We start from the raw sequence: 24,712 nt of genomic DNA on the forward strand, positions 1-24,712 counted from the left end.
TTGAATATTTAATGGTTGCCGCCATATCCTGCTGTCTATTCTCGGTAAAAAACGTGATAAACCGCATGGCGATGCCAGCTGATTTCAACAAGGCCTGCTTTAAGCAGGCCTTACTAACAAGGAGTGTTCACCTTGTCTGAACCTCTCACTGTGCCATCCACACTGACCGCCCAGGTTGAGCGTTTGCTCCCTAGCGCGCGTTTAGGGCGTCTAGGTCGCCTGCGTCGCGGGGTGGAAAAAGAGGGCCTGCGCGTTGACGCCAACGGCCATATTGCTCAAACGCCGCACCCTTACGCGTTGGGTTCAAAACTAACCCACCCGCATATCACCACTGATTACTCCGAAGCGCTATTGGAGTACATCACACCGGTGTATTCAGAGCCAAAAGAGGCGTTGGCATTTTTATCAGACCTGCACACGTTTACCTATCACCACTTGGAAAATGAGTGGATTTGGCCAGGCAGCATGCCGTCTCGGCTTTCCGGCAACGATAGCGTACCGATTGCTGACTACGGCAGCTCCAATGTGGGCACCATGAAGCATGTCTATCGTAAAGGGTTGGATGTGCGCTACGGGCGTATAATGCAGGCTATCGCCGGGGTGCATTACAACGTATCGCTACCCGATGATATGTGGCATGCCCTGCGTGAGCTTGAAAAAGCCACCAATATTCCTTTTAACGATTATCGCTCTACGCGTTATTTCGGCATGATTCGACACTTTCGTCGTCATAGCTGGCTGCTGCTCTACCTATTCGGCGCATCGCCCGCCATCGACAAAAGCTTCCTGCCAACTGGCACAGTGCCTGAAAAACTGCAGTCGTTGAGCGACGACACCTATTACGCCCCCTATGCGACCACGCTACGTATGTCGGATTTGGGCTATCAGAATAAAGTGCAGTCGCAGCTTAAAATCTGCTTTAACTCGTTGTCCAACTACGTCAACACCCTGCGGCATGCTATTTCCACTCCGTGGCCAGATTACGAAAAGCTGGGCGTGAAGAACGGCGACGAGTGGCAACAGTTAAACGCCAATATTTTGCAGATTGAAAACGAATACTACAGCGATATTCGCCCTAAACGAGTCGCCAAGCACAACGAAACACCCAGTCAAGCCCTGGAAGCGCGTGGGGTAGAGTACATCGAAGTACGCTGTTTGGATCTTAATCCATTCGACCCACTAGGTGTCACCGAGGCTCAGATGCGCTTTGTTGATACCTTCTTAATGTGGTGTCTATTAAGCGATAGCCCGTGGATTTCAGACGAAGAGTGCGACCGCTTAGACGACAATCGCCGTTTTGTCGTTGAGCGTGGGCGTGACCCAGCGCTGAAGCTGATCCATGACGGCAAAACGACGACGGTGAAGGAGTGGGGCGAGCAGATTTTTGCGGAAATGACCGAAGTGGCACGCCTGTTGGATGCGGTAGAAGAGAGCGCTCCCCATGCGTCGGCACTCGCTGAGCTGGCGCCGCGGCTGAAAGATCCTTCTCTAACCCCCTCAGCGCAACTGCTAGCGCGCCTGGAAGCTGGTAATGGCTCGCTCAGCGACACGCTGTTGCAATTGGCTCAAGAGCAGGCCGACAAGCTTAAATCCACGCCCATGCTACGTTCTCGTGAAGCACTGCTTGCTCAGTTGATCGAAACCTCGCACCAACAGCAGCACGATATCGAAGAAGCCGATCAAGAGAGCTTTAGTGAGTTCCTAAGTGCTTACTTTGCCAAAGCGCGTGAATCCAGAGCGCTGTCTGCTATTTCACCAGAGGATGGTCAATGACATCATTAGCAGTTCGCCCTATCGCGTTAGCGGGCTTCGCCTTTTGTGTTCTAATGATGGCGGTAGCCTTGGGGCTTGAGCATATTATGGGGCTGGAACCCTGCCCGTTGTGTATTTTTCAGCGGGTCGCGGTGATTGCCGCAGGGCTGGTGCTAGGTATCGCTGCCCTGCACAACCCAAGTGGCAAAGTAGGCAAGGCTATCTACGGTTTGCTGAGCTTAGCCGCAGTAGGTACCGGTGCTTTTATTGCTGGAAGGCATGTATGGCTGCAAGGCTTGCCCGCCGACGAAGTGCCAACTTGTGGCCCAGGCCTTGAGTACATGATGGATATCTTGCCGATGCAAGAAGTGGTTGCCATGGTGCTTACCGGCTCTGGTGAATGTGCTTCAATCGATTTCATGTTCTTAGGCTTGTCGCTGCCTGCATGGACCTTGATCGGCTTTTTATTGCTCGCGATCGCGCCTCTGCGTATTCTGTGGTCTGTAAAAACATAGTCTGTAAAAACATGGTCTGTAAAAAAGAGTTAAATAAGTGGTATGGTTTACGTTAATCGTTTGGCCTCATTTAATTAAGTAAACCGTACCCGCTAGGATTGACAGGTGTCCACGGACGCGCGAGTCTAGCTCAGTTGAAGACGGCTATCTGTAAGGAGAAAGCCCCATGCTCGAAGATTGCAAAAATGCCCTGGAGCGCTGGGGGGGCGTGCACAGCTTGATTGATCGCTGGCTTGATCAGCGCCGTTCGCTGTTAGTCAGCTTCATTGAGCTGCAAGAAGCTTGTGACGCCGAATTAGAGGCAATTAGCAAAGCACGAATTGACACCTTTAGTGAGTTGTTGATGGACTACATCAGCGCTGGGCACTTCGAGATTTACCCCCAGCTTGCTGAGGAAGCGAAGGCATTCGACGATGAGAGTGCGCTACAAATCGCGGCAAAGCTCCTTGAGCGCTTAGAAATGTCAACGGCCATGGTGCTGGAGTTCGATGAAGACTTCGCCTCACCGGTACGCTGTCAGCAGAATCTAGTGCGTTTACCCGCCTGGATTGACCGCTTAGCGAAAGGCTTGGCAGAGCGCTTCGCCCTAGAAGACCAGCTAATCGCCCGCCTGCACGCTGCCCACAGCCCCCAGCAGATGAAGTCGCCAGCGTAGCGCTTTGCGCTGTCCCGCGGGTGCGCTTCGCTTACCACGCGCTACAACCCCTGTGAATTCAGTATGTTTTGTAGCGCGGTGTAACGAATCTTGCGAGGCTCGAGCAAATGAGGCACCCGCGAATGGTGCCCCGGCCCCGGCCCCGGCCCCGTCTGCTATGCAGCCTCACTTCTCACTCTTCTCACTGCTCACCTATCACGCCTTAGCTTGCCGCCTATCACTAGCATGCAGGGGGTTAATAAGAGTGTCAGGGCGGTGGCGAAAGTGAGGCCGCCGGCAATCGCGCTGGACATTTGTGTCCACCACTGGGCCGAGGGGGCATTGAATCCTAGCGCGGGTGCAAAGAGATTAACGTTGATTCCCAGCACCATCGGCATTAACCCCAGTACGGTGGTAATGGCGGTGAGAAGCACTGGGCGTAAGCGCAGGGTGCCTGCTTCTAAAGCCGCTTCTGTCGGGGACATGCCTTGGCCGCGCAGCTCGTTGTAAGTGTCGATCAAGACGATATTGTTGTTAACGACAATACCTGCCAGGGCGATAATGCCCATGCCCACCATGACAATACCAAACGCTTGGCCAGTAATGAGCAGCCCCATCAAAACGCCCGCAGTGGAGAACACAATGGCCGATAGCACCAGTGCTGCTTGATAGTAGCTATTGAATTGAGTTACTAGAATCAGCGCCATTAGCCCAATCGCGATCAAGAAAGCGCTAATCAAGAACTGCATGGATTCCTGCTGATCTTCTTGTTCACCCGCCACATTAACCATCAAACTATCGTCAAGTTGGCTTTGGCCTGCCTCTAGTAGCGCTCGCAACCGCTCGTCCGCTAAATAGCCGGGTGCTAAATCTGCCTCAACGGTAATCGCGCGGCGTCCATCAATACGATTCAGAGTGCCTACTTTGGGGGCGGGCGTAATGTCTACAAAATGAGCAATAGGCACTTGGCCTCGTGGGGTGTTGATCGTCAGCCGTTCAAGCTGGTTGAGCGTGCGCCAGTGTTCCGGTAAGCGCACGCGAATATCCACCTCATCAGTAACGGTGGGCGGGCGGTAGTTGGCCACTTGAAGGCCAGTGGTGAGTAGCTGTACGGCACTGCCAATGGTAGTGATATCGGTGCCCATGCGGGCAGCGGCTTCACGATTAACCTTTACCTGCCATTCGACCCCGGGCAGGCTGCGGTTATCCTGAATGTCGGTAAAACCGCCTAGCTCGTGCATTAGTGCCGTAATCTGGTCAACACCAGCGTTTGCGATATCTGGATCAGTGGCGCTGACTTCGAGCAGAATAGGTTTGCCGCCGCCAGGCCCCATCTCCTGCTCGCGAAACTCTAGCGTAATCCCCGGTAGATCTTGAGTGCGCTCGGCCATGTCAGCCAAAATCGTGCGGGCAGGGCGGCGCTGATACCAGTCGACAAACTGAAACTGCAACATCCCGATCACGTCATTGCCCATTTGCTGGTTGGGCACCGCAAAAGAGCGTGCATAAAGGGCTTCGACTTCTCCCATGCTGCCCAGTCGGCTTTCCACCCGCTTCAGGATGGTGTCGGTTTCTTCAGCGGAAAAATCGCCTCGGGCACGTACCAGTACCTGAGCACTATCTGGCTCTACGCTGGGGAAGAAATCAACGCCATGATTAAAACGAGCATAGCCGGTATAAATCAACCCAATTAACAGCACCGCAAACACGAGCACCCAAGCGGGATGCTGCAGCAAACGCCCGAGCACGCGGCGGTAGCCGCGCCCAAGTGACGTGCTTTCGTCGACCGGGCCAGCGCCCGCAGTCACTGTATGGGATGTACGGGTAAACAATCGACCCAGGGTAGGCAAAAACACCAGTGCCATGGCTAGCGACGCAAGAAGGCATAAAATGACAGTGGCAGGCAGGTACTTCATAAACTGACCTACCACGCCTGGCCAAAATAGCAGCGGTATAAATACCGCAAGCGTTGTCGCGGTAGAGGCAATAACCGGCCAGCTCATGCGTGTTGCGGCATTCAGCCAAGCTTGGTGGGGAGACTGCCCCTCATGCAGGTGTCGGTCAGCGAGCTCGCTGACTACAATCGCGCCATCCACTAGCATGCCAGCCACTAAGATCAGCGCAAATAGCACCACAATGTTGAGCGTAAAACCAAATGCCCACACCAGAAGAATGCCGGTTAAAAACGCGCCGGGTATGGTCAGGCCTACCAGCAGCGCCATGCGCCAGCCCATCACGGCCACGACAACAATTAATACCAGCACCACTGCGGTGAGCACGTTATTTAACAGCTCAGAAAGCATGTTTTGAACGGTAACCGACTCGTCTAAAATCGTGGTAATACGCAGCTGTTCAGGCAGTAGGTCGCCTGCCTGGGCAAAGCGTTCTCTTACGGCTTCAATGGTGGCGATGATATTCGCCCCCGCGCGCTTGGAAATTTCCAGTACTACTGCTGGCTGGCCGTCGATGCGGGCGAATCCTTCGGGATCTTTGTAGGTCGGTAAAATCCACGCAACATCACCAAACGTAACCACTTGGTCGCCGTCAACTTTCACCGGCATGTCCATGACATCGTTTAACGATTCGATAATGCCCGGTACTTTTAGTGCTAGCCGTCCGGCGCCGGTATCCAAGCTGCCCGCAGCAACTAGGCGATTATTGCGTGAGATTTGATTAAACAGCGTATCAAAATCAACGCCATAGCTTTCCAGTACCAGTGGGTCAACGACAATTTCGAGTAAGTCCTCGCGGTCGCCAGCAATATCGACCTCTAGAACGTCGGCAATGCCCTCTATTTCCTCTTTTAAGCGACGCGCAATGGTTACCCGTTCTCGAGTATCCAACTCGCCGGAAAGGCCAATGCTCAACACCGGAAACTCCGAGACGTTAACCTCCATGACCCGGGGTTCATCAGCTTCATCCGGTAAGCTACTGCGGGCGATATCCACGCGTTCGCGTACATCAGAAAGCGCGGTATCCGGATCAAAGCCAGGATCAAACTCCAGCGTTACCGACCCATGACCTTCGCTAGACTGGGCGGTAAATTTGCGCAGACCTTCGATTCCACGCAGCTCCTGCTCCATTGGGCGAACTAGCAGGCGTTCGCCATCTTCCGGGCTAACGCCTTCCAGCGAAAGCGAGACGTAAATAATCGGGATAGTGACGTCTGGATTGGCTTCCTTGGGAATCATCTGCCAGGCAGTTGTACCCGCCAGCAGCAGGCCAACCAGGAGCAGCAGGGTGGTTCGCGTGTGGGTTAGCGCCGCATTAATCAACTGACGCATGACCACCTTCCTGGGTAGACACTGGTGTTACGGTGTCGCCTGGGTTGACCAAACCTGCGCCGAGGGTGATCAACTGCACGGAGCTGGGTAGGCCAGTAACGTAGGCGCGTTCGGTATCAGCACTGACCAATTCAATCGCTGTTTGGGCAACGCGGTTATTTTCAACAACATGCTTGATGGCTAATTGACCCTGCTCGTTCAGATTAAAGAGAGCAGGCGATAGGGTATGCACCTGTCGAGGTGGCAGCGTTATGGTGAATTCAGCGCTGCTCCCTGCTAGGCGTTGCCTGTCTGGATTGTCGAGCGTTACTTCGATATAGAACGTGCGAGTGGCTTCTTCTGCACGACTACTGATGTAAGACACTTCGCCGGAAAGCGACTGGCCATTGAGCAGTCGCGCGGTGACAGGTAAGCCAACGCTTAACTCGCCGATTTGCTGTTGAGCCACCCAAGCGGTGCCGATTAAGCGCCGGTCGTCGATCAGTCGTGCCCACTCTTCGCCTGGTTGCAGTAAGTCGCCAAGCTCAACCTGGACGCGGTCTAATACGCCTTCAAAGGGTGCGGTAGGGCGGGTATCGCTTAACTGCTTTTCCAACTGAGCTACTTGGGCGGCGCTGGCGCTTAAGGCACTTTGCAGGCGCAGCAATTCTGGCTGAGAAATTAGCTCACGACGACGCAAATTTTGGGCGCCGGCGTACTCCGCTTCAGCAAGCGTTAGCTCATCACGTGCCTGCTGTAGGCGCTGGGGTAGCGCGTCGTTGTCCAGTACCAGCAGTGTCTCGCCTCGGCTGACGGTTTCTCCTTGGGCCACCGGCTTTTCTGCGACATAGCCAGTTACATTGGCGCGCAGCAGTGTTTCTCTTTCCGCGGTTAGCTGGCCTTGCAGCACGTGCTTAGGAATATAGGGCGCGCTCTGCTGGGTCATCACCTCTACACGAGGTGTTGCGTCGCGTTCAGTGGCATCTACATCAGGTGGACTACTTTGGAAACGTTGGAAATCGCCAACCGCTAGCCATATCACAAGCGCCAGAACCAGCAGGCTAGCAAGCGCGTAAGAGTAGGGGATTCGTCGCATGGGGTAGTTATATCCGTATTAACCCAAAAAAATCACACAAGGCAAGTCATGCTGAAGGGTAGGCCGTACTAAGAGTTAAGGCTTACTGACCGACACACCATAGCGCAACTGGCGTCTGGCAGCGAGTACCAAGCCGCTGAGAGAATGGGTAGTAGTCTCATGTATGATTGAGTTTTTGCACATCTGGGCATACCATCTTTGCGTCTTGAGTTCTGTCGTCCCACTCTCAGGCGAGAACCCACCCTAGGCGAACCATCAAGGAGCAATGATGAAAGATCCAGTACGTATTGCGATTACCGGCGGTGCCGGCCAGATCAGCTACTCTCTTATTTTCCGCATCGCCGCTGGCGATATGCTGGGGCCGGATCAGCCAGTCATTCTCCAGCTTCTCGAAATTCCCCAAGCCATGGACGCCCTGAATGGCGTTGTCATGGAAGTTAACGACTGTGCTTTCCCGCTGGTACAAGACATCGTTGCCACTGATGATCCGAACGTTGCCTTCAAAGATGCCGATTTCGCCTTGCTGGTAGGTGCACGTCCGCGTGGCCCGGGTATGGAGCGTAAAGATCTGCTGGAAGCCAACGCCGCGATCTTCTCTGTACAAGGTAAAGCGCTGAACGATCACGCTAGCCGTGACGTGCGCGTGCTCGTTGTCGGTAACCCGGCTAACACCAACGCATTGATTGCTTCTTGCAATGCGCCGGACCTCGATGCAGGCCAGTTCACTGCGATGACGCGTTTGGACCACAACCGTGCGCTGACGCAGCTGGCTCAGAAAACCGGCAAGCACGTTACCGACGTCGACAGCATGATTATCTGGGGCAACCACAGTGCTACTCAGTACCCGGATCTGGCGCAGTGCAAAGTAGACGGCAAAGCCGCCTTCGATCTGGTCGAGCGTGACTGGTACGAAAACGACTTTATCCCGACAGTACAGCAGCGCGGTGCGGCGATTATCAAAGCACGCGGCGCATCTTCTGCAGCATCTGCGGCGTCTTCAGCGATTGATCACATGCGTGACTGGGCGCTGGGTTGCGATGGTATCGTTAGCATGGCGATCCCGTCTGACGGCAGCTACGGCATTGAAGAAGGCATCATCTACTCCTACCCAGTGCGTTGTCAGGGTGGCAAGTATGAAATCGTTCAAGGCTTTGAGTTGGACGCGTTCAGCAAAGAGAAGATGCAGGCCACTGAGAAAGAACTGCGTGAAGAACGCGCGGCCGTTGAGCACCTGCTCGGCTAAGCACGCTGGCTAGCGTGCTTTGAGCTGTTCTAAAAACGGTTGTTAGAATAATGCTCAGTAATAAAAAACCCCGCAAGCGTAATGCTTGCGGGGTTTTTTATTGGGCGGCTGCGCAGTTCGCGGGTGCCTCATTTGCTCGTGCCTCGCAAGATTCGTTACCACGCGCTACGTTTGCAACGTATTGAATTAACGGGTTTGTAGCGCGGCGTAAGCGTCAGCGCACCCGCGGGGCAGCTGGCTCAATCTCGCAGGCTCATAATGCGCCATTGGCGTTCTTCAGCAATTTTGCGCAGGGTGTCGTCGGGGTCGACGGCTACCGGGTGCTCTACCTGTTCAAGCAGGGGAAGGTCGTTGTGGGAGTCGCTGTAAAACCATGCGCCGTCCATGGTGAACTCTTGGCCCTCTAACCATTGCTTTAAGCGAGTCACTTTGCCTTCGCGGTAGCTGGGAGTGCCCGCTACTCGGCCGGTATAGCGGCCGTCTACTATTTCTGGGTCAACTGCAATCAAGTCATCCACGCCCAAACGATTAGCGATGGGGGCAGTAATAAAGCGATTAGTGGCGGTGATGATCAGTAGCGTATCGCCTTTCGTGCGGTGCCGAGCCAGCAGCTCTTCTGCTTTAGGCAAGATATTGGGCTCGATTTTGCTGACCATAAACTGCTGATGCCAAGCGGCTAACTGTTCCGGCGTATTTTCAGCCAGTGGCTTCAATGCCATTTCCAAAAATGCCGCCATGTCTAACGTGCCCGCATTGTAGTCCGCCATAAAGCGCTCATTGGCCTCGCGGTAGGCAACTGGGTCAACTGCCCCCTGTTCGAGCAAAAACTCGCCCCAGGCATGATCGCTGTCGATGGATATCAGCGTATTATCCAAATCGAAAATGGCCAGACTCACGGCGCTCCCCTTATGGTGTTGGTTAATTGTGCTGCTCGTTAGCTCAGAATGAACGTCAGTAACGGTTTGCAAAGCGGCGGATTATCGCAGAGTCACCATGGTTTAACCACTTAGGGTGATATTGTATTGATACGCTTGTCTCCCTTGTGGAAAAATGGGGACAACTGAAAATTTATAAGGTGATGTCCGTGATCGACGCTGACGGCTTTCGCCCCAATGTTGGCATCATTATTGCCAACAGCCAGGGGCAGCTGCTTTGGGCGCGTCGTGTAGGGCAAAACGCGTGGCAGTTTCCCCAGGGAGGCATCAAGGCAAACGAAACACCACATCAAGCGCTTTTTCGTGAGCTTTTTGAGGAGATCGGTCTAACCGCCGACGATGTCGATATTGTCGCCTGTACCCGGGGATGGCTGCGCTACCGTCTGCCACGACGCATGATTCGCACCCACTCGCGGCCGGTTTGTATCGGCCAGAAGCAGAAGTGGTTTTTACTCAAGATTCGCTGCCAAGAAAATCGAATCTGTATGACGGCAACGCCTAAACCCGAGTTCGATGGTTGGCGGTGGGTAAGTTACTGGTATCCACTGGGGCAAGTGGTGCCGTTCAAACGAGAGGTATATCGGCGCGCGCTACGGGAGCTTTCTCCTCGCGTTCAGCGTTTGGCGCAACAAGATCACGATGGATAACGTGCGCTCCACTGTTCAAAGGAAACGGTTCGAAGGACACAGTGACAGCTGGCCGAAAATCCCTCAGCGAGGCAAATAATAGTGAATAGGAAAACGTCCATGCTTGAGGTGCTGCGACGCGTTATTCAAGAAGTGAATGGCGCACGAAACCTCGACGCCGCGCTGTCAACGATGGTACGCCGCATACGAAAGGCCATGCAGACGGATGTGTGCTCCTTCTATTTATACGATAAGGAGCTTGAGTCGCTTGTATTGATGGAGACGATTGGCCTTCGCACGCAAGCGGTAGGCCGCGTTGTGCTACCGCTAGGCGAGGGTCTGGTAGGTCTAGTGGCTAAGCGCAGCGAGCCGCTTAATTTAGAAGATGCGCAAACCCATCCTCATTTTCGCTATTTTGAAGCAACTGGCGAAGAGCGTTACTCAAGCTTCTTAGGGGTGCCGATTATCCATCAGCGCCTCATGCTGGGCGTTTTGGTCGTGCAGCAAGCCGAAAAACGTCAGTACGACGACGAAGATGAAGCTTTTCTGGTCACTATGGCTGCTCAGTTGGCAGGCGTGCTGGCCCACGCGCTCGCTACCGGCAACCTGGCTCGCCCTGCGCTGCCGGGTGGCCAGGCCATGTTCAAAGGCGTGGCGGCTTCTCCAGGAATGGCGATGGGGGAGGCGGTGGTGATCACGCCGCCCGCTGACCTGAACAGCGTGCCTGATCTTATTCCTAGCGATCAAGATTACGAAGTCGCACGGCTAAAAGAAGCCATTGGCAAAACGCGCGATGAAATCCGCGCAGCGGCAGAGCGCTTGGTTAATCGTATTTCTTCCCAAGAGCTGGCGCTGTTTGATGTTTATCAGCAAATGCTTGGCGAAGCGGCGCTCTCCGAAGAAGTGGAAAAGCGTATACGTGAAGGGCAGTGGGCACCTGGCGCGTTGGCCGACGTAGTGCGCCGCCATGTGCAATACCTTGAGCGCGTCGACGACGATTACTTGCGTGAGCGCGCGGCGGATATTCGTGATCTCGGCCGTCGTGTGTTGGCGCATCTTCAAGAAGACACGCCTTCCACCCCAGAAACCTACCCAGAAAATGCCATTCTGGTAGGTGATGAAATTAGCGTTGCCATGCTGGGAGAAGTGCCAAGAGACAAGCTGAAGGGCTTGGTATCCGTGCGTGGTTCGAGTACCTCGCATGTTGCTATTGTTGCCCGGGCTATGGGGATTCCGACGGTGCTTGGGATGGTGGATCTTCCGCTGCCGCGCTTAAATGGCGCCCCGGTAGTGCTTGATGGCCACCGAGGGCGGTTGTTTGTGCGACCAGCGCCAGAGTTAAGAGCCCGTTATGAAAGTCTGATTGCTGAAGAAGCGGCACTGAGTGAGTTGCTGGAGCACGAACAAGACTTGCCCAGCGAAACGCCAGATGGCCATGCCATGCCGCTGATGGTAAACACCGGGCTGGCGGTTGATGCCTCGGCGTTGCTGAAAAGCCGTATCGGTGGCGTAGGCCTATATCGCACCGAAGTGCCCTTTATGATTACCGAGCGCTTCCCTGGTGAGAAAGAGCAAATGCGCATGTACCGCGAGCAGTTAGAAGGCTTTGCGCCACTGCCGGTGGTGATGCGAACGCTGGATATCGGTGGCGATAAAGACCTTCCCTATTTTCCCATTGAGGAAGCTAATCCATTCTTGGGTTGGCGGGGAATGCGGGTCACCCTCGATCATCCAGAGGTATTGATGGTACAGCTGCGTGCCATGCTGAAAGCATCGCATGACTTGAATAATCTCTATGTGCTCTTCCCGATGATTACCAATGTGGAAGAGGTGGACGAAGCGATTCGCCTGCTGGATCGTGCCATTTTAGAGCTTGGCGAAGAAGGTATTGGCGTCGATCGGCCCAAAGTGGGCGTGATGATTGAAGTGCCTGCGACTATTTATCAAATGGATGCGCTGGCGAAGCGGGTCGATTTCTTCTCGGTGGGCAGTAACGACCTAACGCAGTATTTGCTCGCGGTGGATCGCAATAATCCTCGCGTATCTAGCCTGTACGATGCGCTGCACCCAGCGCTGCTGGGCGCGCTGCAAGAGCTCGCTCAGGATGCCACTCGGCTAGAAAAGCCTATATCGCTTTGCGGCGAATTAGCGGGTGACCCTGCTGGTGCGCTGCTATTAATGGCGATGGGATTTACCAGCCTGTCTATGAATGCCCCTAGTTTGCCCAGAGTGCGGGCCGCTATCCGCCGAGTGCCGATGCACGATGCACAAACGCTGCTTAAAGAGATCATGGATCTGGATACTCCAGCGTTAGTACATGAGCACCTCAATCAGCGTATGGATGAGTGGCAGCTCTCACACTTAATGCCGCCACGAGATTAATGCCGTGGCTAATTTATTGGCAGAGGGCATGGTGTCGTCAACGTAGTTTCTCCCTCAAAATGACCGAGTGGCCCAAACCGCTGCTCGGTTATCTCCACTTCCCCTTGGTTGTTTAGCGTTAACCAAGTGGTTGCCCGTGTGCCGTAGTGTTCACCCACAATAAACGCAGCAGAGAGCTGGCGCTCCAGCGTTAAACCCACCCCAGTATCCGGTAATTCTTCATCAGGTGCGGTTTGCGAATTATGCAGCGCATGTTGCGTCGCGCTCTGCCACTGTTCGTCGGCGCTGTTTAACAAGGCGTCGCGAACCAGGTTCAGTTTTGGCCAGGGGGTATTCAGAGTGGCATTGGACAAGCCATGAACTCCAGGGGGTACGCTGGTCAGTAATACCCCATGGCGACCACGGTGCAGATGCCACATGCGATGTGGTGTCGCAACCAATAGATTAAACCCGGCATAGCGATGCGCGGTCGTGCGCTCTTTCGCTTTAAGCCATGCTTCGACATCGTCACTTTGTAACACGCTAGCAACAAGTTCGCCTCGGCTGGGCGCGTTGATTGGTGTTGCCAGTGCGGGGTCACGCACATTGGTCAATGCTGCGACAACGCCTTGGGAGTTGGCGGCTAGCCACGTACCACCGGCTTCTAAGTCGCGCCCACCCAGTACGGCGGTGTGTTCTTCCCAATGAGCAAGAGGCGCAGTGGGCCGCTGGTGGAATTCATCTCGGTTGCCTGCCAAGCGTAACGGTGTAGAAGAGCCAGGGGACCAAGAAAAGGTAATTAAGCACATAGGTAAGGCTCACGAAGAGTAACGGAAACCCAATTAGCCAGTTTGGCATGACAGTATTGAGGCGTAGACATACACTTAACATTAATATAAATATGCTTAGCCATGCTATGGCTGCCAACATGTTAAGGCGCAACATTAAAGAAGCCACCTAGGAAGGCGCATACTATGCAACGCTATCAGCGAGAGCACTTTTGGAATGCGATTGTCTGGCCTACTCTGTGGCCTCTTTTGCTCGTTCAGGCGGCCTTGGTACTGCTTTGTGTGCTGGTAGGGCTGGTGGTCTGGGGGCTTTCCCCTAGTCAAACGTCATGGAGCACCACCCTATGGTTGACTCTTGCGTTGCTGCTGGGTAGTTGTTTGAATGTTGGCGTTTTTTTGATGCTGGTTAAAAGTCGCGCAAAGCAAGAAGACACCAGTTGCATGCAAGAGTTGGCTGAGTTAGAGCGTCAAACAGCCCAATTGGTTGATCGACAAGCGGAGCATGCTCATTCGCAGACTGAAGACGTCGGTGAAGGGCTGCCACTTAATCGCTTAGCGATGGTCAATCAGCGGTTGGCGGATGTCATTCGCGCAGGCGAGGATAATCAGTATCTAGCTTCTTCAAGCGAGCCATTTCGATCTGATCAAACCTTGCTTGATGACCTGCATCACCAGCAAAAACAGTTGAAGCACCTCATCGCTGGGCGTGACCGTGCGCGGGAAGAGTCTCGTTTGAAGTCTGGTTACCTAACGCTACTTCAGCGTGAAGCCGACAGTCTGTTTGATCAATTGGGCGAAATGTTGCAGATGGATAATTCAGAAACAAGTTTTCAAAATATTACTCACGTGCGAGAGCGGTTGGCGGATATACGCGCACTGCTTACTAACTTTGTTCAGCAAAGTGCCAATGAAACAGATGGTTATGAGCAACTGCTACCGACTGACCGCAAATTGCGTATTCTGGTGGTAGATGATGGCCCCGTTAATTTAATGCTGGCGCGCCAAATGCTCGAAACCCAGGGGCTTCAGGTAGATGGTGTCAGCAGTGGGGAGCAGGCTTTGGACTGCCAGCAAACGGTTTCTTATGATCTCGTGTTTATGGATATCTTTATGCCGACCTTAGATGGGCTAGAAACAGCACGTCGCTGGCGAGCCTTTGAGCGTCTTAGTGGCGGTCAGCGACGTAGTGTGTTGATTGCTCTCACCGCGAACGTTGATAGCGCTGGTCATGGCGCTTATAACGCTGCCGGTATAGATGACGTGCTAGCGAAGCCCTACAAGCCCGAAACACTGCTCAGTATGATTACTAAGTGGGTGCCCAGCGCGAATAACCAAGTGCAGAATAAATGACCGTATTGAGTATTTTAGCAGGGTATTTGTTGCTAGGCGCAGTGGCAGGCACCATGGCTGGTCTGTTTGGAGTAGGAGGCGGTTTAATTATTGTGCCTGCGCTTGTCTTTGCATTTGGTCTACAGGGGATTGCTCCTGAAATTACCATGCATCTTGCCGTAGGTACCTCACTGGCGACGATCGTCGTCACAGGGATTTCGTCAGCATTAGGGCACTTCCGAAAAGGCAGTATTCATAAGCCATGGTTTATGGCGCTATTACCCGGGCTTATGCTGGGGGCTATCGGTGGGGTATTTATCGCGGACAACCTTTCTGGCACCGTTTTGGGAACGTTATTCGGGGTGTTTGTATTGCTGCTAGCCACCAGAATGGTGTTTGGCCTTTCGCCAAAGCCCGGTAGTTCGCCGCCAGGGAATGTTGCAATGACCATTGCTGGCGGCGTAGTGGGCGTTATATCAGCACTGTTTGGTATTGGTGGAGGCGCAATGACAGTGCCTTGGCTTTCACGATGTGGTGCAAGCATGACCCAAGCAGTGGGAACCTCTGCCGCCTGTGGCTTACCAATAGCAATGGTGGGTGCGTTAACGTTTATTGTTGTGGGGTGGGGTAATCCGCTCCTTCCCCAATGGGCGACCGGCTTTGTTATGTGGCCCGCCTTTATCGGCATTGTGCTAACCAGTGTGCCTTTTGCACGGCTTGGCGTTCGTCTGGCGCATGTACTTCCAGCCACTGTGTTGAGATTTGCATTTGCAACGCTATTGGCCGTAGTGGGCTTGCGCTTCATATTGGCGTAATTCACTTATGCCACGCTGCTGTTTTCTTCCTGTTTGCTTTAGAGATTCTCGATGATTAATTATCCAACGATCGATCCGGTAGCGATTTCACTTGGCCCGCTGCAGGTTCATTGGTACGGCTTAATGTATGTGGTGGGGTTTGTGGCGGCATGGTGGCTAGGGTGTAAGCGGGCGCCACGTATTGGGCTTACAAAAGATGATATCGGTGATTTGCTTTTTTACTGCGCCATTGGTGTGGTGGTGGGGGGGCGATTAGGGTACGCACTGTTTTACGGCCTAGGGCAGTGGACGGCTGACCCGCTATGGGTGTTCCGCGTATGGGATGGCGGCATGAGTTTCCATGGTGGTTTATTAGGGGTGCTGCTTGCGGCATGGCTATTTGCACGTCGTAAGCAACTGGCGTTTTTCACTCTCGCTGACTTCATTGCCCCGCTGGTACCCATTGGTTTAGGTGCTGGGCGAATTGGTAATTTTATCAACCATGAGTTGCCGGGCGGGGTAACGTCGCTACCGTGGGGCATGCCATTTCCTGGTATGGGGCCAGAGCCACGCCACCCTTCAGCGCTTTACGAAGCCTTTCTGGAAGGTATCGTACTGTTTGTCATTCTGTGGTGGGTATCTGCCAAGCCGCGCGCCAGGGGATTTGTCTCCGGCTTATTCCTGCTAGGCTATGGTGTCTTCCGCTTTATGGTTGAATTTGTACGTATGCCGGATGCCCACATTGGCTATCTCGCCTTTGGTTGGTTCACCATGGGCATGCTGCTCACACTCCCGATGATTGCGTTAGGCCTCGTTTTTATCGCCTGGTCGCGTAATCAGCCTATTGATGCCAAGGTGAGTAGTGAGTAGTGAGTAGTGAGTAGTGAAGAGTGAAGAGTGAAGAGTGAAGAGTGAAGAGTGAAGAGTGAAGAGTGAAGAGTGAAGAGTGAAGAGTGAATGGCAGGAATGCTTCTGGCTGCCTGATGCTTACGCGTATAGAATATCTACCCAAATTGATTTTTAATCTGGAATTTCTGTGACTGCAATAACGCCCATGCCGAAAGAAGCGCTAGAACAGCCGTATCTCGACCTAATGCGCACCGTAATGGAGCAAGGCGTTGATCGGAATGATCGCACTGGTGTTGGTACACGCTCAGTGTTTGGTCATCAAATGCGTTTCGACCTCTCCCGTGGTTTTCCGCTGCTTACCACTAAAAAGCTACACCTGCGCTCTATTATTCATGAGCTGCTGTGGTTTCTTAAAGGTGATACCAATATCGGGTATCTCAAAGAGCATGGCGTACGCATCTGGGACGAGTGGGCCGATGAAAACGGTAATCTTGGTCCGGTCTATGGTTATCAGTGGCGCAGTTGGCCGAGCCCCAGTGGCGGTAGTGTCGACCAGATTTCAAATGTGTTGGAGCAAATTCGTACGACGCCTCAGTCACGGCGACTGATTGTTTCAGCCTGGAATCCAGGTCAAGTTGATGAAATGAAATTGCCGCCTTGTCACTGCTTGTTCCAGTTTTATGTGGCCAATGGGCGTCTCTCGTGCCAGCTTTACCAGCGCAGTGCGGATATTTTCTTAGGTGTGCCATTCAATATTGCAAGCTATGCGTTACTGCTCAGTATGGTGGCGCAGGTAACTGGCCTGGAGCCCGGCGAGTTTGTGCATACGTTGGGTGATGCCCATCTTTACAGTAACCACCTTGAGCAAGCTCAGGAGCAGTTGAGTCGCACGCCTAAAGCACCACCGCGCCTAGTGCTTAACCCCCAGGTAACCAATCTGTTTGATTTCACCTTTGACGATATCAGCATCGAAGGGTATGAATCGCATCCCCATATCAAAGCCGAGGTGGCAGTATGAGTCAGCAGCATGCTTATGACCCCCTGGTGCCGATAGCGATGATTGTGGCGATGGCCAAAAACCGGGTGATTGGGGTTGAAGGTAAGTTACCTTGGTACCTACCTGAAGACCTAAAGTTCTTCAAACGCATGACTCAAGCCAAGCCTCTCGTGATGGGGCGCAAAACCTACGCATCAATAGGTAAACCGCTGCCCAATCGGCTCAATATTGTAGTAACCCGTGATACAAACTTTGCTGCCGAAGGCGTGCGGATATGTCATGAGCTACCCGCAGCATTGGCATTGGCCGACCAACAGGCCACCATTGAGGCCGCCGAAGAAATTATGGTGATGGGAGGGGGAGAAATTTATCGACAAGCGCTTCCTCATGCCCAGCGCCTCTATATCACTGAAGTGGATATTGATGTCGATGGTGATGCTGTTTTCCCCGAGCTCTCTATGGAAGAGTGGCAGGAAGTTCAGCGTGTAGCGGGCAAGCCAGCAGAAGGGCAGCCTCAATACGACTTTGTAGTCTATGAGCGGATCGCCGACTGATCAGCGCAAAGAAGGAGGGGGTATGGCCGCACCAGTACTGGATCTGCTAGAAACTTTGGAAACGCACCTTGAGCAGACCAAAGCCGCACTGAACGCGTTGCGTGAAGAGAACGAAATGCTCAAACGGCAGTTGGCGAGCCAAGTGCCGCAGACTCAGCCACCTTCGCAGCCGCTGCAAGGCCCGGCTCAGTGTGATGCACCTGCCGCTGAGCCGTCGGCGGCAGATGTAAAGCCTTCCGACTCACAAGTGATCAGCGAAACCCGCGCTGCGGAAACAGCGCCACAGCCGCCTTCTCCTCAAGCGCTGCTGAACCAGTGGTATAAACGCTACCCGCACGCCTTTTTTACTGGCCATACTAAACCGCTGAAAGTGGGTATTCATCAAGATTTAGCCCAGCGAGAACCCTGGTCGGGGAAGTTGATACGCCGAGCATTAGCTAACTATGTGAACCTGCCACGCTATGTGAAATCCATGCGAGAAGGTGCTGAGCGAATTGACTTGGATGGCAATCCCGCAGGTAAAGTCGATAAAGAAGCGGCGCGACATGCTAGCGATCGGCGAAAAGATAAGTCAGACAGCAATGCATCAAAGCAAGCACCGTCTTCAGACCATAGAAAGCCGCAGCAATCATCAGGGCAAGCATCAAAGCAAACATCAAGACAGGCACCAGGAGATGCTGTTCCCACGCCTGTAAAGGCGCATGAGCAGAGAGGGGAAGGTGAGAAGGCGGAAGCATTTGAAACAACAAAGTCACTTAGCTTAGAGGATAAATTAAGAGGACTTCAGCAAAAATTTACAGGCCGCTGAGACCAATCAGTTGCCCATGGGTTCCTTAAAAAAATACAAATCGTAAAGAAACACTGTTTTTTTCTATTGCGTTCACTGGAATCCCAGTATAGAGTTTGACCTGCGAGCATTGGACTATAACAAGGCTTAGTTGAGGACATGCCGCATACCGCCGGGAAAAACCGGAGGATGGCATAAAGAGCATGGCCCGCAAGCCAGCTGCAGACTTCAAAATGAGTTTGCGGTAACGATCGAAACAGTAAGCTAGTTAAGGAACCTACATCATGAAAAAGACACTTTTAGCGACTGCTATCATTGGCGCCCTAGGTGCCTCTGCTGCCGCTCAAGCAGCTACCGTTTATGACCAAGATGGTACCAAGCTCGACGTCTATGGTCGTATCGCCATGGGTATCGCTGGCGGCGGTCCTGAGTACAACGACGCTGACGTAAAAATTGACAACGGCGCAGAGTTTGTTGACGTTTACTCTCGTCTTGGTCTGCGCATGAGCCACGAAGTTAACTCTGACTTGACTGCTTTCGGTCGTTTAGAGTGGCGCTTCAAAGGTGACGAGCGTTACACCGAGTCTGGCTTCACTGAAGTTCGTCAAAGCTACCTGGGCGTACAAAGCAAGCAGTACGGTACCTTCCAGGCTGGTAACTTCGACGCCTTCTACAACCAGTTCGTTTCTCTGCCGTTCGACTGGGAAATCGATCGTGGTTTAGAGTTCGCTGGTCACCCGAAGCAGTCACGTGGCGACTCTATCGGTTACTACACGCCTGATCTTCAAGGCTGGACTGCCTTCCTGCAGCTGAAACACTACAGCGAGCGTGGCATTGCTGAAACAGCAACTACCGAAGAAGGTAGTGTCGTAGCAGCTCAAGGTGGTGTGCGTTACGAGCAAGGTCCGGTCACTTTAGGTCTGGGTTTTGTTGACGACGTAGTACGTGGCGGCGGCAATGGCGAAATCATGGGCGGCCTGATCGGTTCTTACGCCATTAACGACCAGTTCTCTGTTCGTTTAGGTTATGAAGGTCGTGAAAACAGCGACGTTCGTGGCGGCGGCTACGACACCGTAGGTCTGGGTGGTACTTACACCACTGGTCCTTGGGCGTTCGCTGCAGATATCTACAATGTAGATACTGACGGTGAAGACGATGACCGTACTGCTTGGGCCCTGGGTACTTACTACAAAGTTTCCAGCAACTTCGACGTATTCGTTGAGTTGAACCAAGCTGACCAGCAGTCTATCAGTGTTAACCTCGACGGTCTGGATTCCAAAGTTGAGAATGCTGACGGCGACGACGTATACTACCTGACAGGCGCGCGTTACCACTTCTAAGCTTGGCTCTAATGCCATGCTTAACAGGTAACCCCTGCAAGTAGAAATATAACCGGCCTCATTACGAGGCCGGTTTTTTTTGGTGCAAAAAGTGCGGGTGTGTTCCTGTGTGAGGTGTCAGTCGTCGAGTCGGCTGCTAAAAGGAAGCGCTAGTGTTGGAGTGGTGCTTTAATAGTTGTTTTGTTTGTCAATGTAGAGTGGTGGGCGGTAATAATTTACAATGACCCACGAAACGATAAGCCAGCAGGTAGGCTGCTTTTCATCCGCACTGTGTAGGGCAAGGGAATGCGTCCGTTAAAATCCCTGGGCGGTAGCGTGCCTCTTTATTGGAAAATATTATGCCAAATACCCCATTTTTGTTAACGAGGCCAGCTCGCATGCTGTTGGCAGCGTTAAGCGTTGCTGTAGTAAGTGGCTGCGCTACCTATCCCAATAGTACGCAGCAGCAAGCACGGTATGTGCTGAATACTGACTCAGCTAAATTGCTGGGTGATGACAACCTCAACGGATTTTTATCCCAAGCGCCTGCAGGGGCAGTGATGAACTTGGTGTACAGCCCATGGGGCGATAACGTCGAAATCATTGCAGATGCCCCATACCTCGCAGCCAGTGGTAGAGAGTGTCGGCGGCTGCGGGTAGTAGAATCAGGAAGTGGCGCTGCCGGTACGGCACTCACCTGCGAGACTCCTAATGGTTGGGTTAATCAGCGAGTGCTGAGCCCAAGCACTTCGGCTACATCCACTGCAGCACAAGGGCGCTACTAATGAACGCTATTCGTCTTCTTAAACGGCTTTCGTTTAAACGCCCTGTTGCCGTTGCTTCTTTGGTAATCGGCAGTGCCGTAAGCACGGCGGGCTGGGCACAGAGCATTAGCCTACCCAATACTATTCTTCCGGAAGGGCAGGCTGGCGAACAGCAAGAGCAGGTAGATGATACGCCCCGCGCCGATTGGCGTAGTGGCACTTACGGCCCGGTTAGCGCACCGCCGCAAAACCCCGATGCGCTACCGCCATTCGGGGCTAACCTGTTTAGCGGTGGGTTTCGTGGCGCGATGGGCGACGGCCTGAATGCCAGCTACCAAGTAAAGCCCGGCGATCAAGTGACCGTGCGCGCCTGGGGGGCATTTGAATTTGATCGCGTGCTACCGGTGGATGCCCAAGGCAATATCTTTATTCCTGGCTCAGGCCCATTAAATGTAGAGGGTCAAAATAGCCAGCAAGTAGATAGCAGCGTGCGCGGTGCTATTACGTCGGTTTACCCAGAAAACGTACAGGTCTATACCAACGTACAAGGTGTTCAGCCCGTTGCTGTTTTCGTGACCGGTTATGTTGAAAATCCTGGCCGTTTCGCAGGTACACCGAACGATTCTGTACTCTATTTTCTCGATCAAGCCGGCGGTATCGACCAAGACCTCGGCAGTTACCGGCAAATTCGCGTAATGCGTAATGATCGTACGGTTGCCACGGTCGACCTCTACGACTTCCTTATCAATGGTTCTATTGCTCGCCCACAGTTTAAAGATGGCGACACCATTGTCGTAGAAGAGCGTGGTCCCGCGATTGCGGTGGGCGGTGACGTACACCGTGAGCACCGTTATGAATTGCTGGGCAACCAGTTAAGTGGTGCCGAGTTAGTTGATCTGGCGCGCTTAAGAAGTGGTGTTTCCCATGTGCTGCTGCGTGGTAACCGGGAAGAGGGGCCCATCGCTCAATACTTCCCTATTGATAAGTTCTACGGCCAAACCATTCGTAGTGGCGATGAAGTCTTGTTCAGCGCTGACAAGCGCAGTGAAACTATCGTGGTGGAAATAGAAGGTAGCTACTACGGGCCTTCACGTTATGCGTTACCCCGTGATGCTCGCTTAAGCGAACTGCTAGATGCTATCCCTGTGCCGGAAAACATGACAGCGGTGGAAAGTGTTTCTCTTCAGCGTGAAAGCGTTAGGCAGCAGCAACAGCAATCCATGGAAGACAGCTTGCGCCGCTTAGAAACTACCTACCTCGGCGCTGAATCCAGCACAAATGAAGAAGCGAAAATTCGTGCCCAAGAGGCCGAGCTTATCCAAAACTTCATTGAGCGTGCCCGCGAGCTAGAGCCAAGTGGCCGTTTAGTGGTCGCCTACAACGACCAAATTTCTGATATTCGCCTGCAAGACGGCGATGTTATCACTATTCCCGAATTGAGCGATTCGATGCTCATCAGCGGCGAAGTGCTCGTGCCCCAAGCCGCTGTTTATCGCCCGGGTATGAATGTGATTGACTACATCGAAAGCGCTGGTGGTTTCACTAACCGCGCCGATGAAGACCACATTCTGGTGGTTCGCCAGAACGGCGCGGTAGAAAATGCCCGCAACGTTAATCTGCGCCCAGGCGATGAGATTCTGGTCATGCCCGCTGCACCTACCCACAACCTGCAGCTAGCTTCTACGCTCACGCAGATATTGTTCCAAATTGCTGTCGCTACCCGCGTCGCAGTTGATCTGTAAATGGTGAAGAGTGAGGTGTGAGGGGTAAAACCACTAACACCTCACGTCTCACGCCTCATATATCACTTATTTAAAAGTAGAGCTATGGCAAATGTAAAAGGCGCGCCTAAGAGCGCCCGTACGCCTTGGCAAGTCACTCGTAGCGTTTGGTACGCCATGTTCGTGCGCGAGGCGCTGTCACGCACCATGGGCGATCGCATGGGCTGGTTCTGGATGATCTTTGAACCCGTTGCCTTTGTAGGCATTATGATCGCTGTGCGCAGCTTCATACGTGGTGATATGTTTATTGTAAACGCTGAATTTATTCCTTGGCTGATTGCGGGTTTAATGGGTTTTTTTCTTGTTCGGGAAGGCATGCTACGCGGGATGGGGGCGATTGATGGTAATAGAGCTCTGTTTGCATATCGACAAGTGCAACCGATTGACCCGGTTTTAGTACGTAATTTTCTTGAAGGTTCCCTACGTAGTCTGGTGTTTCTAGTTTTTATCGGCGGCGGGCTTATGCTGGGTTTAGATATGTACCCAGATAATGCTATTCATGTGATGGCCGCTTGGTTGTCCTTATGGTGTTTGGGCTTAGGTGCAGGCTTAGTTACTTCGGCGTCAGCCACTTTAGTCCCAGAGTTAGGTAGAGTATTTCGAATGATATCATTGCCACTGCTAATTTTATCTGGTGTTATTTTGCCGCTAAATAGCTTACCGCATTGGTTGCTGGAATACTTAATGCTTAACCCTATCCCCCATGGATTAGAAGCACTCCGTGTAGGCTTTTTTGAAAATTATCAAGTCGTACATGGTACTAGTATGTTGTATCTCTGGTTATTTACTTTCACCTTAATAACGCTAGGGCTACTGATGCACCTGCGCTTTGTTGATAAGTTAAAGGCAAAATAATTCATGCAAGCTTCCCTCAGCCGATTTGTAAAAGCATCCCCCCACTGGGCGTTAGCATTTTTAGCTATTCTCTTAGTGTCATTTTATTGGTTTGTATGGGCAGAAGAGCGCTATGTGTCCCGTGCAACGGTAGTGCTAGAAAGTCCTCAGGTTGCCACGCCGGAATTCAGCCTTTCGTCATTGATGGGCGGTGGTGGCAATACCCACGATTTATTGTTACTGCGTGAGCATCTGCTGTCTGTTGATATGTTGCGTTTGCTGGATGAACAGCTCGATATTCGCCAGCACTATAGCGAACACGGCGATATTTTTGCCAAGCTGCGCAATCCTGATGTGCCCATTGAAGATCTACATAAATACTATCTGCGTCGGGTAGAAGTAGAGCTGGATGAGTATGCCGGTGTTCTGAATATTTACGTTCAGGGCTACACGCCTGAATTCTCCCGAGATATGGCTGCACTGCTGTTAGAGGCTGGCGAAAACCACATGAATGAGATGGGCCACCGTTTAGCAGACGAGCAGGTTCGTTTCCTAGAACAGCAGATGGTTCGCTTGGAAGATCGTTTTCGCGATACTCGCACTGAACTACTCGAATTTCAAAACGAGTACGGCCTAGTATCGCCCACCTCAACGGTAGAAAGCATTAACCAAGTAGTGGCGACGCTAGAAGGCGACTTGGCTCGCTTACAAGCGCAACGCAATGCATTGGCAAGCTTCCAAAGCTCGCAATCAGCCGAGCTGCGCCAAGTAGAGCGCAGCATTACTGCGTTACGCGATCAAATCGTTGAGCAGCGCGACCGCTTAGCACAGGCAACGGGTGATTCGCTAAACCGCGTATCGGCTGAATACGAAACACTAGAACTTCAAGCCCAATTTGCGCAAGAAACCTATTCAAGCGCATTGGCGGCATTGGAAAATACTCGCCTAGAAGCCGCCCGCCAGCTCAAGCAGGTGAGCGTGCTGCAAAGCCCGCTATTCCCAGAATACCCAACTGAACCAAACCGCCTTTATAACAGCAGTGTGTTCGCTATCATCACTATTTTCCTAGCTTTCATCTTCAGCATGATCATGATGATCGTAAAAGACCACAGGGATTAATGAGAAGGCTTTTTTGTAAGGCGAGTGCATTGACGTAACAACGCCTGTTTACGTAGTGCGGTGTAACGAGGTCGCGAGGAACGAGCGAAACCGAGGCACCCGCAACGGCGGCGCAGCTGCCCAAAGGCCTCCAGTCAGCACTGCATTGATACCCCCGCGGGTGCGCTGACGCTTACACCGCGCTACAAAATCAATGCACATCCTAGTGCGGTGTAACGAGGTCGTGAGGAACGAGCGAAACCGAGGCACCCGCAACGGCGGCGCAGCCGCCCAAAGGCCTCCAGTCAGCACTGCATTGATACCCCCGCGGGTGCGCTGACGCTTACACCGCGCTACAAAATCAATGCACATCGTAGTGCGGTGTAACGAGGT

Annotated in this window: 21 protein-coding genes; 17 read left to right on the forward strand and 4 right to left on the reverse strand. The window is 52.9% G+C overall.

The features are described from left to right. The first annotated feature begins 132 nt into the window (after nt 1–132). The 3 genes from gshA (at nt 133) to rsd (ending at nt 2,922) form a co-directional block, all read left to right on the forward strand. Complete coding sequence (gshA, locus tag CEK60_RS01015) at nt 133–1,773, forward strand: glutamate--cysteine ligase (RefSeq protein ID WP_089037431.1); 1,641 nt, start codon at nt 133–135, stop codon at nt 1,771–1,773. Further along, nucleotides 1,770–2,267: a disulfide bond formation protein B gene (locus CEK60_RS01020; RefSeq protein WP_089037432.1), complete on the forward strand. Its 498-nt coding sequence runs from the start codon at nt 1,770–1,772 to the stop codon at nt 2,265–2,267. Before gshA ends, CEK60_RS01020 begins: the two co-directional genes overlap by 4 nt. A 166-nt stretch (nt 2,268–2,433) precedes the next feature. Next, on the forward strand, nt 2,434–2,922 hold the full coding sequence (gene rsd, locus CEK60_RS01025; RefSeq protein ID WP_089037433.1) for a sigma D regulator: 489 nt from the start codon (nt 2,434–2,436) through the stop codon (nt 2,920–2,922). A gap of 188 nt (nt 2,923–3,110) precedes the next feature. Here rsd and CEK60_RS01030 read toward each other — a convergent pair whose 3' ends face one another. Continuing rightward, nucleotides 3,111–6,185, reverse strand: coding sequence for an efflux RND transporter permease subunit (locus CEK60_RS01030; protein ID WP_089037434.1), 3,075 nt, complete (start codon nt 6,183–6,185; stop codon nt 3,111–3,113). Continuing rightward, nucleotides 6,169–7,260 carry an efflux RND transporter periplasmic adaptor subunit gene (locus CEK60_RS01035; RefSeq protein ID WP_089037435.1) on the reverse strand — a complete coding sequence of 364 codons (1,092 nt, stop codon included), beginning with the start codon at nt 7,258–7,260 and terminating at the stop codon, nt 6,169–6,171. The genes CEK60_RS01030 and CEK60_RS01035 overlap by 17 nt, the downstream gene beginning before the upstream one ends. Nucleotides 7,261–7,528: 268 nt before the next feature. Between CEK60_RS01035 and CEK60_RS01040 the strand changes: the two genes are divergently transcribed. Further along, nucleotides 7,529–8,503: a malate dehydrogenase gene (locus tag CEK60_RS01040; protein WP_038486035.1), complete on the forward strand. Its 975-nt coding sequence runs from the start codon at nt 7,529–7,531 to the stop codon at nt 8,501–8,503. A 239-nt stretch (nt 8,504–8,742) separates the two neighbouring features. On the opposite strand, the gene CEK60_RS01045 is transcribed toward CEK60_RS01040, so the two are convergent. Continuing rightward, on the reverse strand, nt 8,743–9,399 hold the full coding sequence (locus CEK60_RS01045) for a histidinol-phosphatase (protein ID WP_089037436.1): 657 nt from the start codon (nt 9,397–9,399) through the stop codon (nt 8,743–8,745). A gap of 188 nt (nt 9,400–9,587) precedes the next feature. Between CEK60_RS01045 and CEK60_RS01050 the strand changes: the two genes are divergently transcribed. Together CEK60_RS01050 and ptsP are read left to right on the forward strand one after the other, a co-directional pair. Next, nucleotides 9,588–10,085 (forward strand): RNA pyrophosphohydrolase, encoded by a 498-nt coding sequence (locus tag CEK60_RS01050; protein ID WP_038486029.1) that lies wholly within the window; start codon nt 9,588–9,590, stop codon nt 10,083–10,085. 99 nt (nt 10,086–10,184) lie between these two features. After that, complete coding sequence (gene ptsP, locus CEK60_RS01055; protein WP_089037437.1) at nt 10,185–12,446, forward strand: phosphoenolpyruvate--protein phosphotransferase; 2,262 nt, start codon at nt 10,185–10,187, stop codon at nt 12,444–12,446. Nucleotides 12,447–12,454: 8 nt separating this feature from the next. On the opposite strand, the gene CEK60_RS01060 is transcribed toward ptsP, so the two are convergent. Beyond that, the gene (locus tag CEK60_RS01060; protein ID WP_089037438.1) at nt 12,455–13,234 is read right to left on the reverse strand and encodes an NRDE family protein; all 780 of its coding nucleotides are present in this window, start codon (nt 13,232–13,234) and stop codon (nt 12,455–12,457) included. 165 nt (nt 13,235–13,399) lie between these two features. Between CEK60_RS01060 and CEK60_RS01065 the strand changes: the two genes are divergently transcribed. From CEK60_RS01065 to CEK60_RS01115, 11 genes are all read left to right on the forward strand, one after another. Then, complete coding sequence (locus tag CEK60_RS01065; RefSeq protein WP_089037439.1) at nt 13,400–14,563, forward strand: response regulator; 1,164 nt, start codon at nt 13,400–13,402, stop codon at nt 14,561–14,563. After that, entirely contained in the window at nt 14,560–15,357 is a 798-nt protein-coding gene (locus tag CEK60_RS01070) for a sulfite exporter TauE/SafE family protein (RefSeq protein WP_089037440.1), read from the forward strand. The genes CEK60_RS01065 and CEK60_RS01070 overlap by 4 nt, the downstream gene beginning before the upstream one ends. 51 nt (nt 15,358–15,408) lie before the next feature. Beyond that, nucleotides 15,409–16,206, forward strand: a complete 798-nt coding sequence (gene lgt / locus CEK60_RS01075) for a prolipoprotein diacylglyceryl transferase (protein WP_089037441.1) — start codon at nt 15,409–15,411, stop codon at nt 16,204–16,206. A gap of 166 nt (nt 16,207–16,372) precedes the next feature. Beyond that, a complete protein-coding gene (locus CEK60_RS01080; RefSeq protein WP_089037442.1) occupies nt 16,373–17,203 on the forward strand; it encodes a thymidylate synthase in 831 nt (276 codons plus the stop codon). Continuing rightward, nucleotides 17,200–17,736 carry a dihydrofolate reductase gene (locus CEK60_RS01085; protein WP_089037443.1) on the forward strand — a complete coding sequence of 179 codons (537 nt, stop codon included), beginning with the start codon at nt 17,200–17,202 and terminating at the stop codon, nt 17,734–17,736. The genes CEK60_RS01080 and CEK60_RS01085 overlap by 4 nt, the downstream gene beginning before the upstream one ends. 22 nt (nt 17,737–17,758) lie before the next feature. After that, nucleotides 17,759–18,544, forward strand: coding sequence for a ProQ/FINO family protein (locus CEK60_RS01090; protein WP_089037444.1), 786 nt, complete (start codon nt 17,759–17,761; stop codon nt 18,542–18,544). 263 nt (nt 18,545–18,807) lie between these two features. Next, on the forward strand, nt 18,808–19,863 hold the full coding sequence (locus CEK60_RS01095; protein ID WP_089037445.1) for a porin: 1,056 nt from the start codon (nt 18,808–18,810) through the stop codon (nt 19,861–19,863). Between the two features lie 338 nt (nt 19,864–20,201). Then, the gene (locus CEK60_RS01100) at nt 20,202–20,627 is read left to right on the forward strand and encodes a DVU3141 family protein (protein WP_089037446.1); all 426 of its coding nucleotides are present in this window, start codon (nt 20,202–20,204) and stop codon (nt 20,625–20,627) included. Then, nucleotides 20,627–22,348: a polysaccharide biosynthesis/export family protein gene (locus CEK60_RS01105; protein ID WP_089037447.1), complete on the forward strand. Its 1,722-nt coding sequence runs from the start codon at nt 20,627–20,629 to the stop codon at nt 22,346–22,348. Before CEK60_RS01100 ends, CEK60_RS01105 begins: the two co-directional genes overlap by 1 nt. An 84-nt stretch (nt 22,349–22,432) precedes the next feature. Continuing rightward, nucleotides 22,433–23,242 (forward strand): ABC transporter permease, encoded by an 810-nt coding sequence (locus CEK60_RS01110; protein ID WP_089037448.1) that lies wholly within the window; start codon nt 22,433–22,435, stop codon nt 23,240–23,242. Nucleotides 23,243–23,245: 3 nt separating this feature from the next. Then, entirely contained in the window at nt 23,246–24,340 is a 1,095-nt protein-coding gene (locus CEK60_RS01115) for a chain-length determining protein (protein WP_089037449.1), read from the forward strand. Nucleotides 24,341–24,712 lie beyond the last annotated feature (372 nt).

Source organism: Halomonas sp. N3-2A (assembly GCF_002216165.1).
Classification (GTDB): domain Bacteria; phylum Pseudomonadota; class Gammaproteobacteria; order Pseudomonadales; family Halomonadaceae; genus Vreelandella.

What these genes read in the sequence shown, in the direction of transcription:
- CEK60_RS01020 (WP_089037432.1), top strand. Translation starts at nt 1,770, where the DNA reads ATGACATCATTAGCAGTTCGCCCTATCGCGTTAGCGGGCTTCGCCTTT.
- rsd (WP_089037433.1), top strand. Translation starts at nt 2,434, where the DNA reads ATGCTCGAAGATTGCAAAAATGCCCTGGAGCGCTGGGGGGGCGTGCAC.
- CEK60_RS01030 (WP_089037434.1), bottom strand. Translation starts at nt 6,185, where the DNA reads ATGCGTCAGTTGATTAATGCGGCGCTAACCCACACGCGAACCACCCTG.
- CEK60_RS01035 (WP_089037435.1), bottom strand. Translation starts at nt 7,260, where the DNA reads ATGCGACGAATCCCCTACTCTTACGCGCTTGCTAGCCTGCTGGTTCTG.
- CEK60_RS01040 (WP_038486035.1), top strand. Translation starts at nt 7,529, where the DNA reads ATGAAAGATCCAGTACGTATTGCGATTACCGGCGGTGCCGGCCAGATC.
- ptsP (WP_089037437.1), top strand. Translation starts at nt 10,185, where the DNA reads ATGCTTGAGGTGCTGCGACGCGTTATTCAAGAAGTGAATGGCGCACGA.
- CEK60_RS01060 (WP_089037438.1), bottom strand. Translation starts at nt 13,234, where the DNA reads ATGTGCTTAATTACCTTTTCTTGGTCCCCTGGCTCTTCTACACCGTTA.
- CEK60_RS01065 (WP_089037439.1), top strand. Translation starts at nt 13,400, where the DNA reads ATGCAACGCTATCAGCGAGAGCACTTTTGGAATGCGATTGTCTGGCCT.
- CEK60_RS01070 (WP_089037440.1), top strand. Translation starts at nt 14,560, where the DNA reads ATGACCGTATTGAGTATTTTAGCAGGGTATTTGTTGCTAGGCGCAGTG.
- lgt (WP_089037441.1), top strand. Translation starts at nt 15,409, where the DNA reads ATGATTAATTATCCAACGATCGATCCGGTAGCGATTTCACTTGGCCCG.
- CEK60_RS01085 (WP_089037443.1), top strand. Translation starts at nt 17,200, where the DNA reads ATGAGTCAGCAGCATGCTTATGACCCCCTGGTGCCGATAGCGATGATT.
- CEK60_RS01090 (WP_089037444.1), top strand. Translation starts at nt 17,759, where the DNA reads ATGGCCGCACCAGTACTGGATCTGCTAGAAACTTTGGAAACGCACCTT.
- CEK60_RS01095 (WP_089037445.1), top strand. Translation starts at nt 18,808, where the DNA reads ATGAAAAAGACACTTTTAGCGACTGCTATCATTGGCGCCCTAGGTGCC.
- CEK60_RS01100 (WP_089037446.1), top strand. Translation starts at nt 20,202, where the DNA reads ATGCCAAATACCCCATTTTTGTTAACGAGGCCAGCTCGCATGCTGTTG.
- CEK60_RS01105 (WP_089037447.1), top strand. Translation starts at nt 20,627, where the DNA reads ATGAACGCTATTCGTCTTCTTAAACGGCTTTCGTTTAAACGCCCTGTT.
- CEK60_RS01110 (WP_089037448.1), top strand. Translation starts at nt 22,433, where the DNA reads ATGGCAAATGTAAAAGGCGCGCCTAAGAGCGCCCGTACGCCTTGGCAA.
- CEK60_RS01115 (WP_089037449.1), top strand. Translation starts at nt 23,246, where the DNA reads ATGCAAGCTTCCCTCAGCCGATTTGTAAAAGCATCCCCCCACTGGGCG.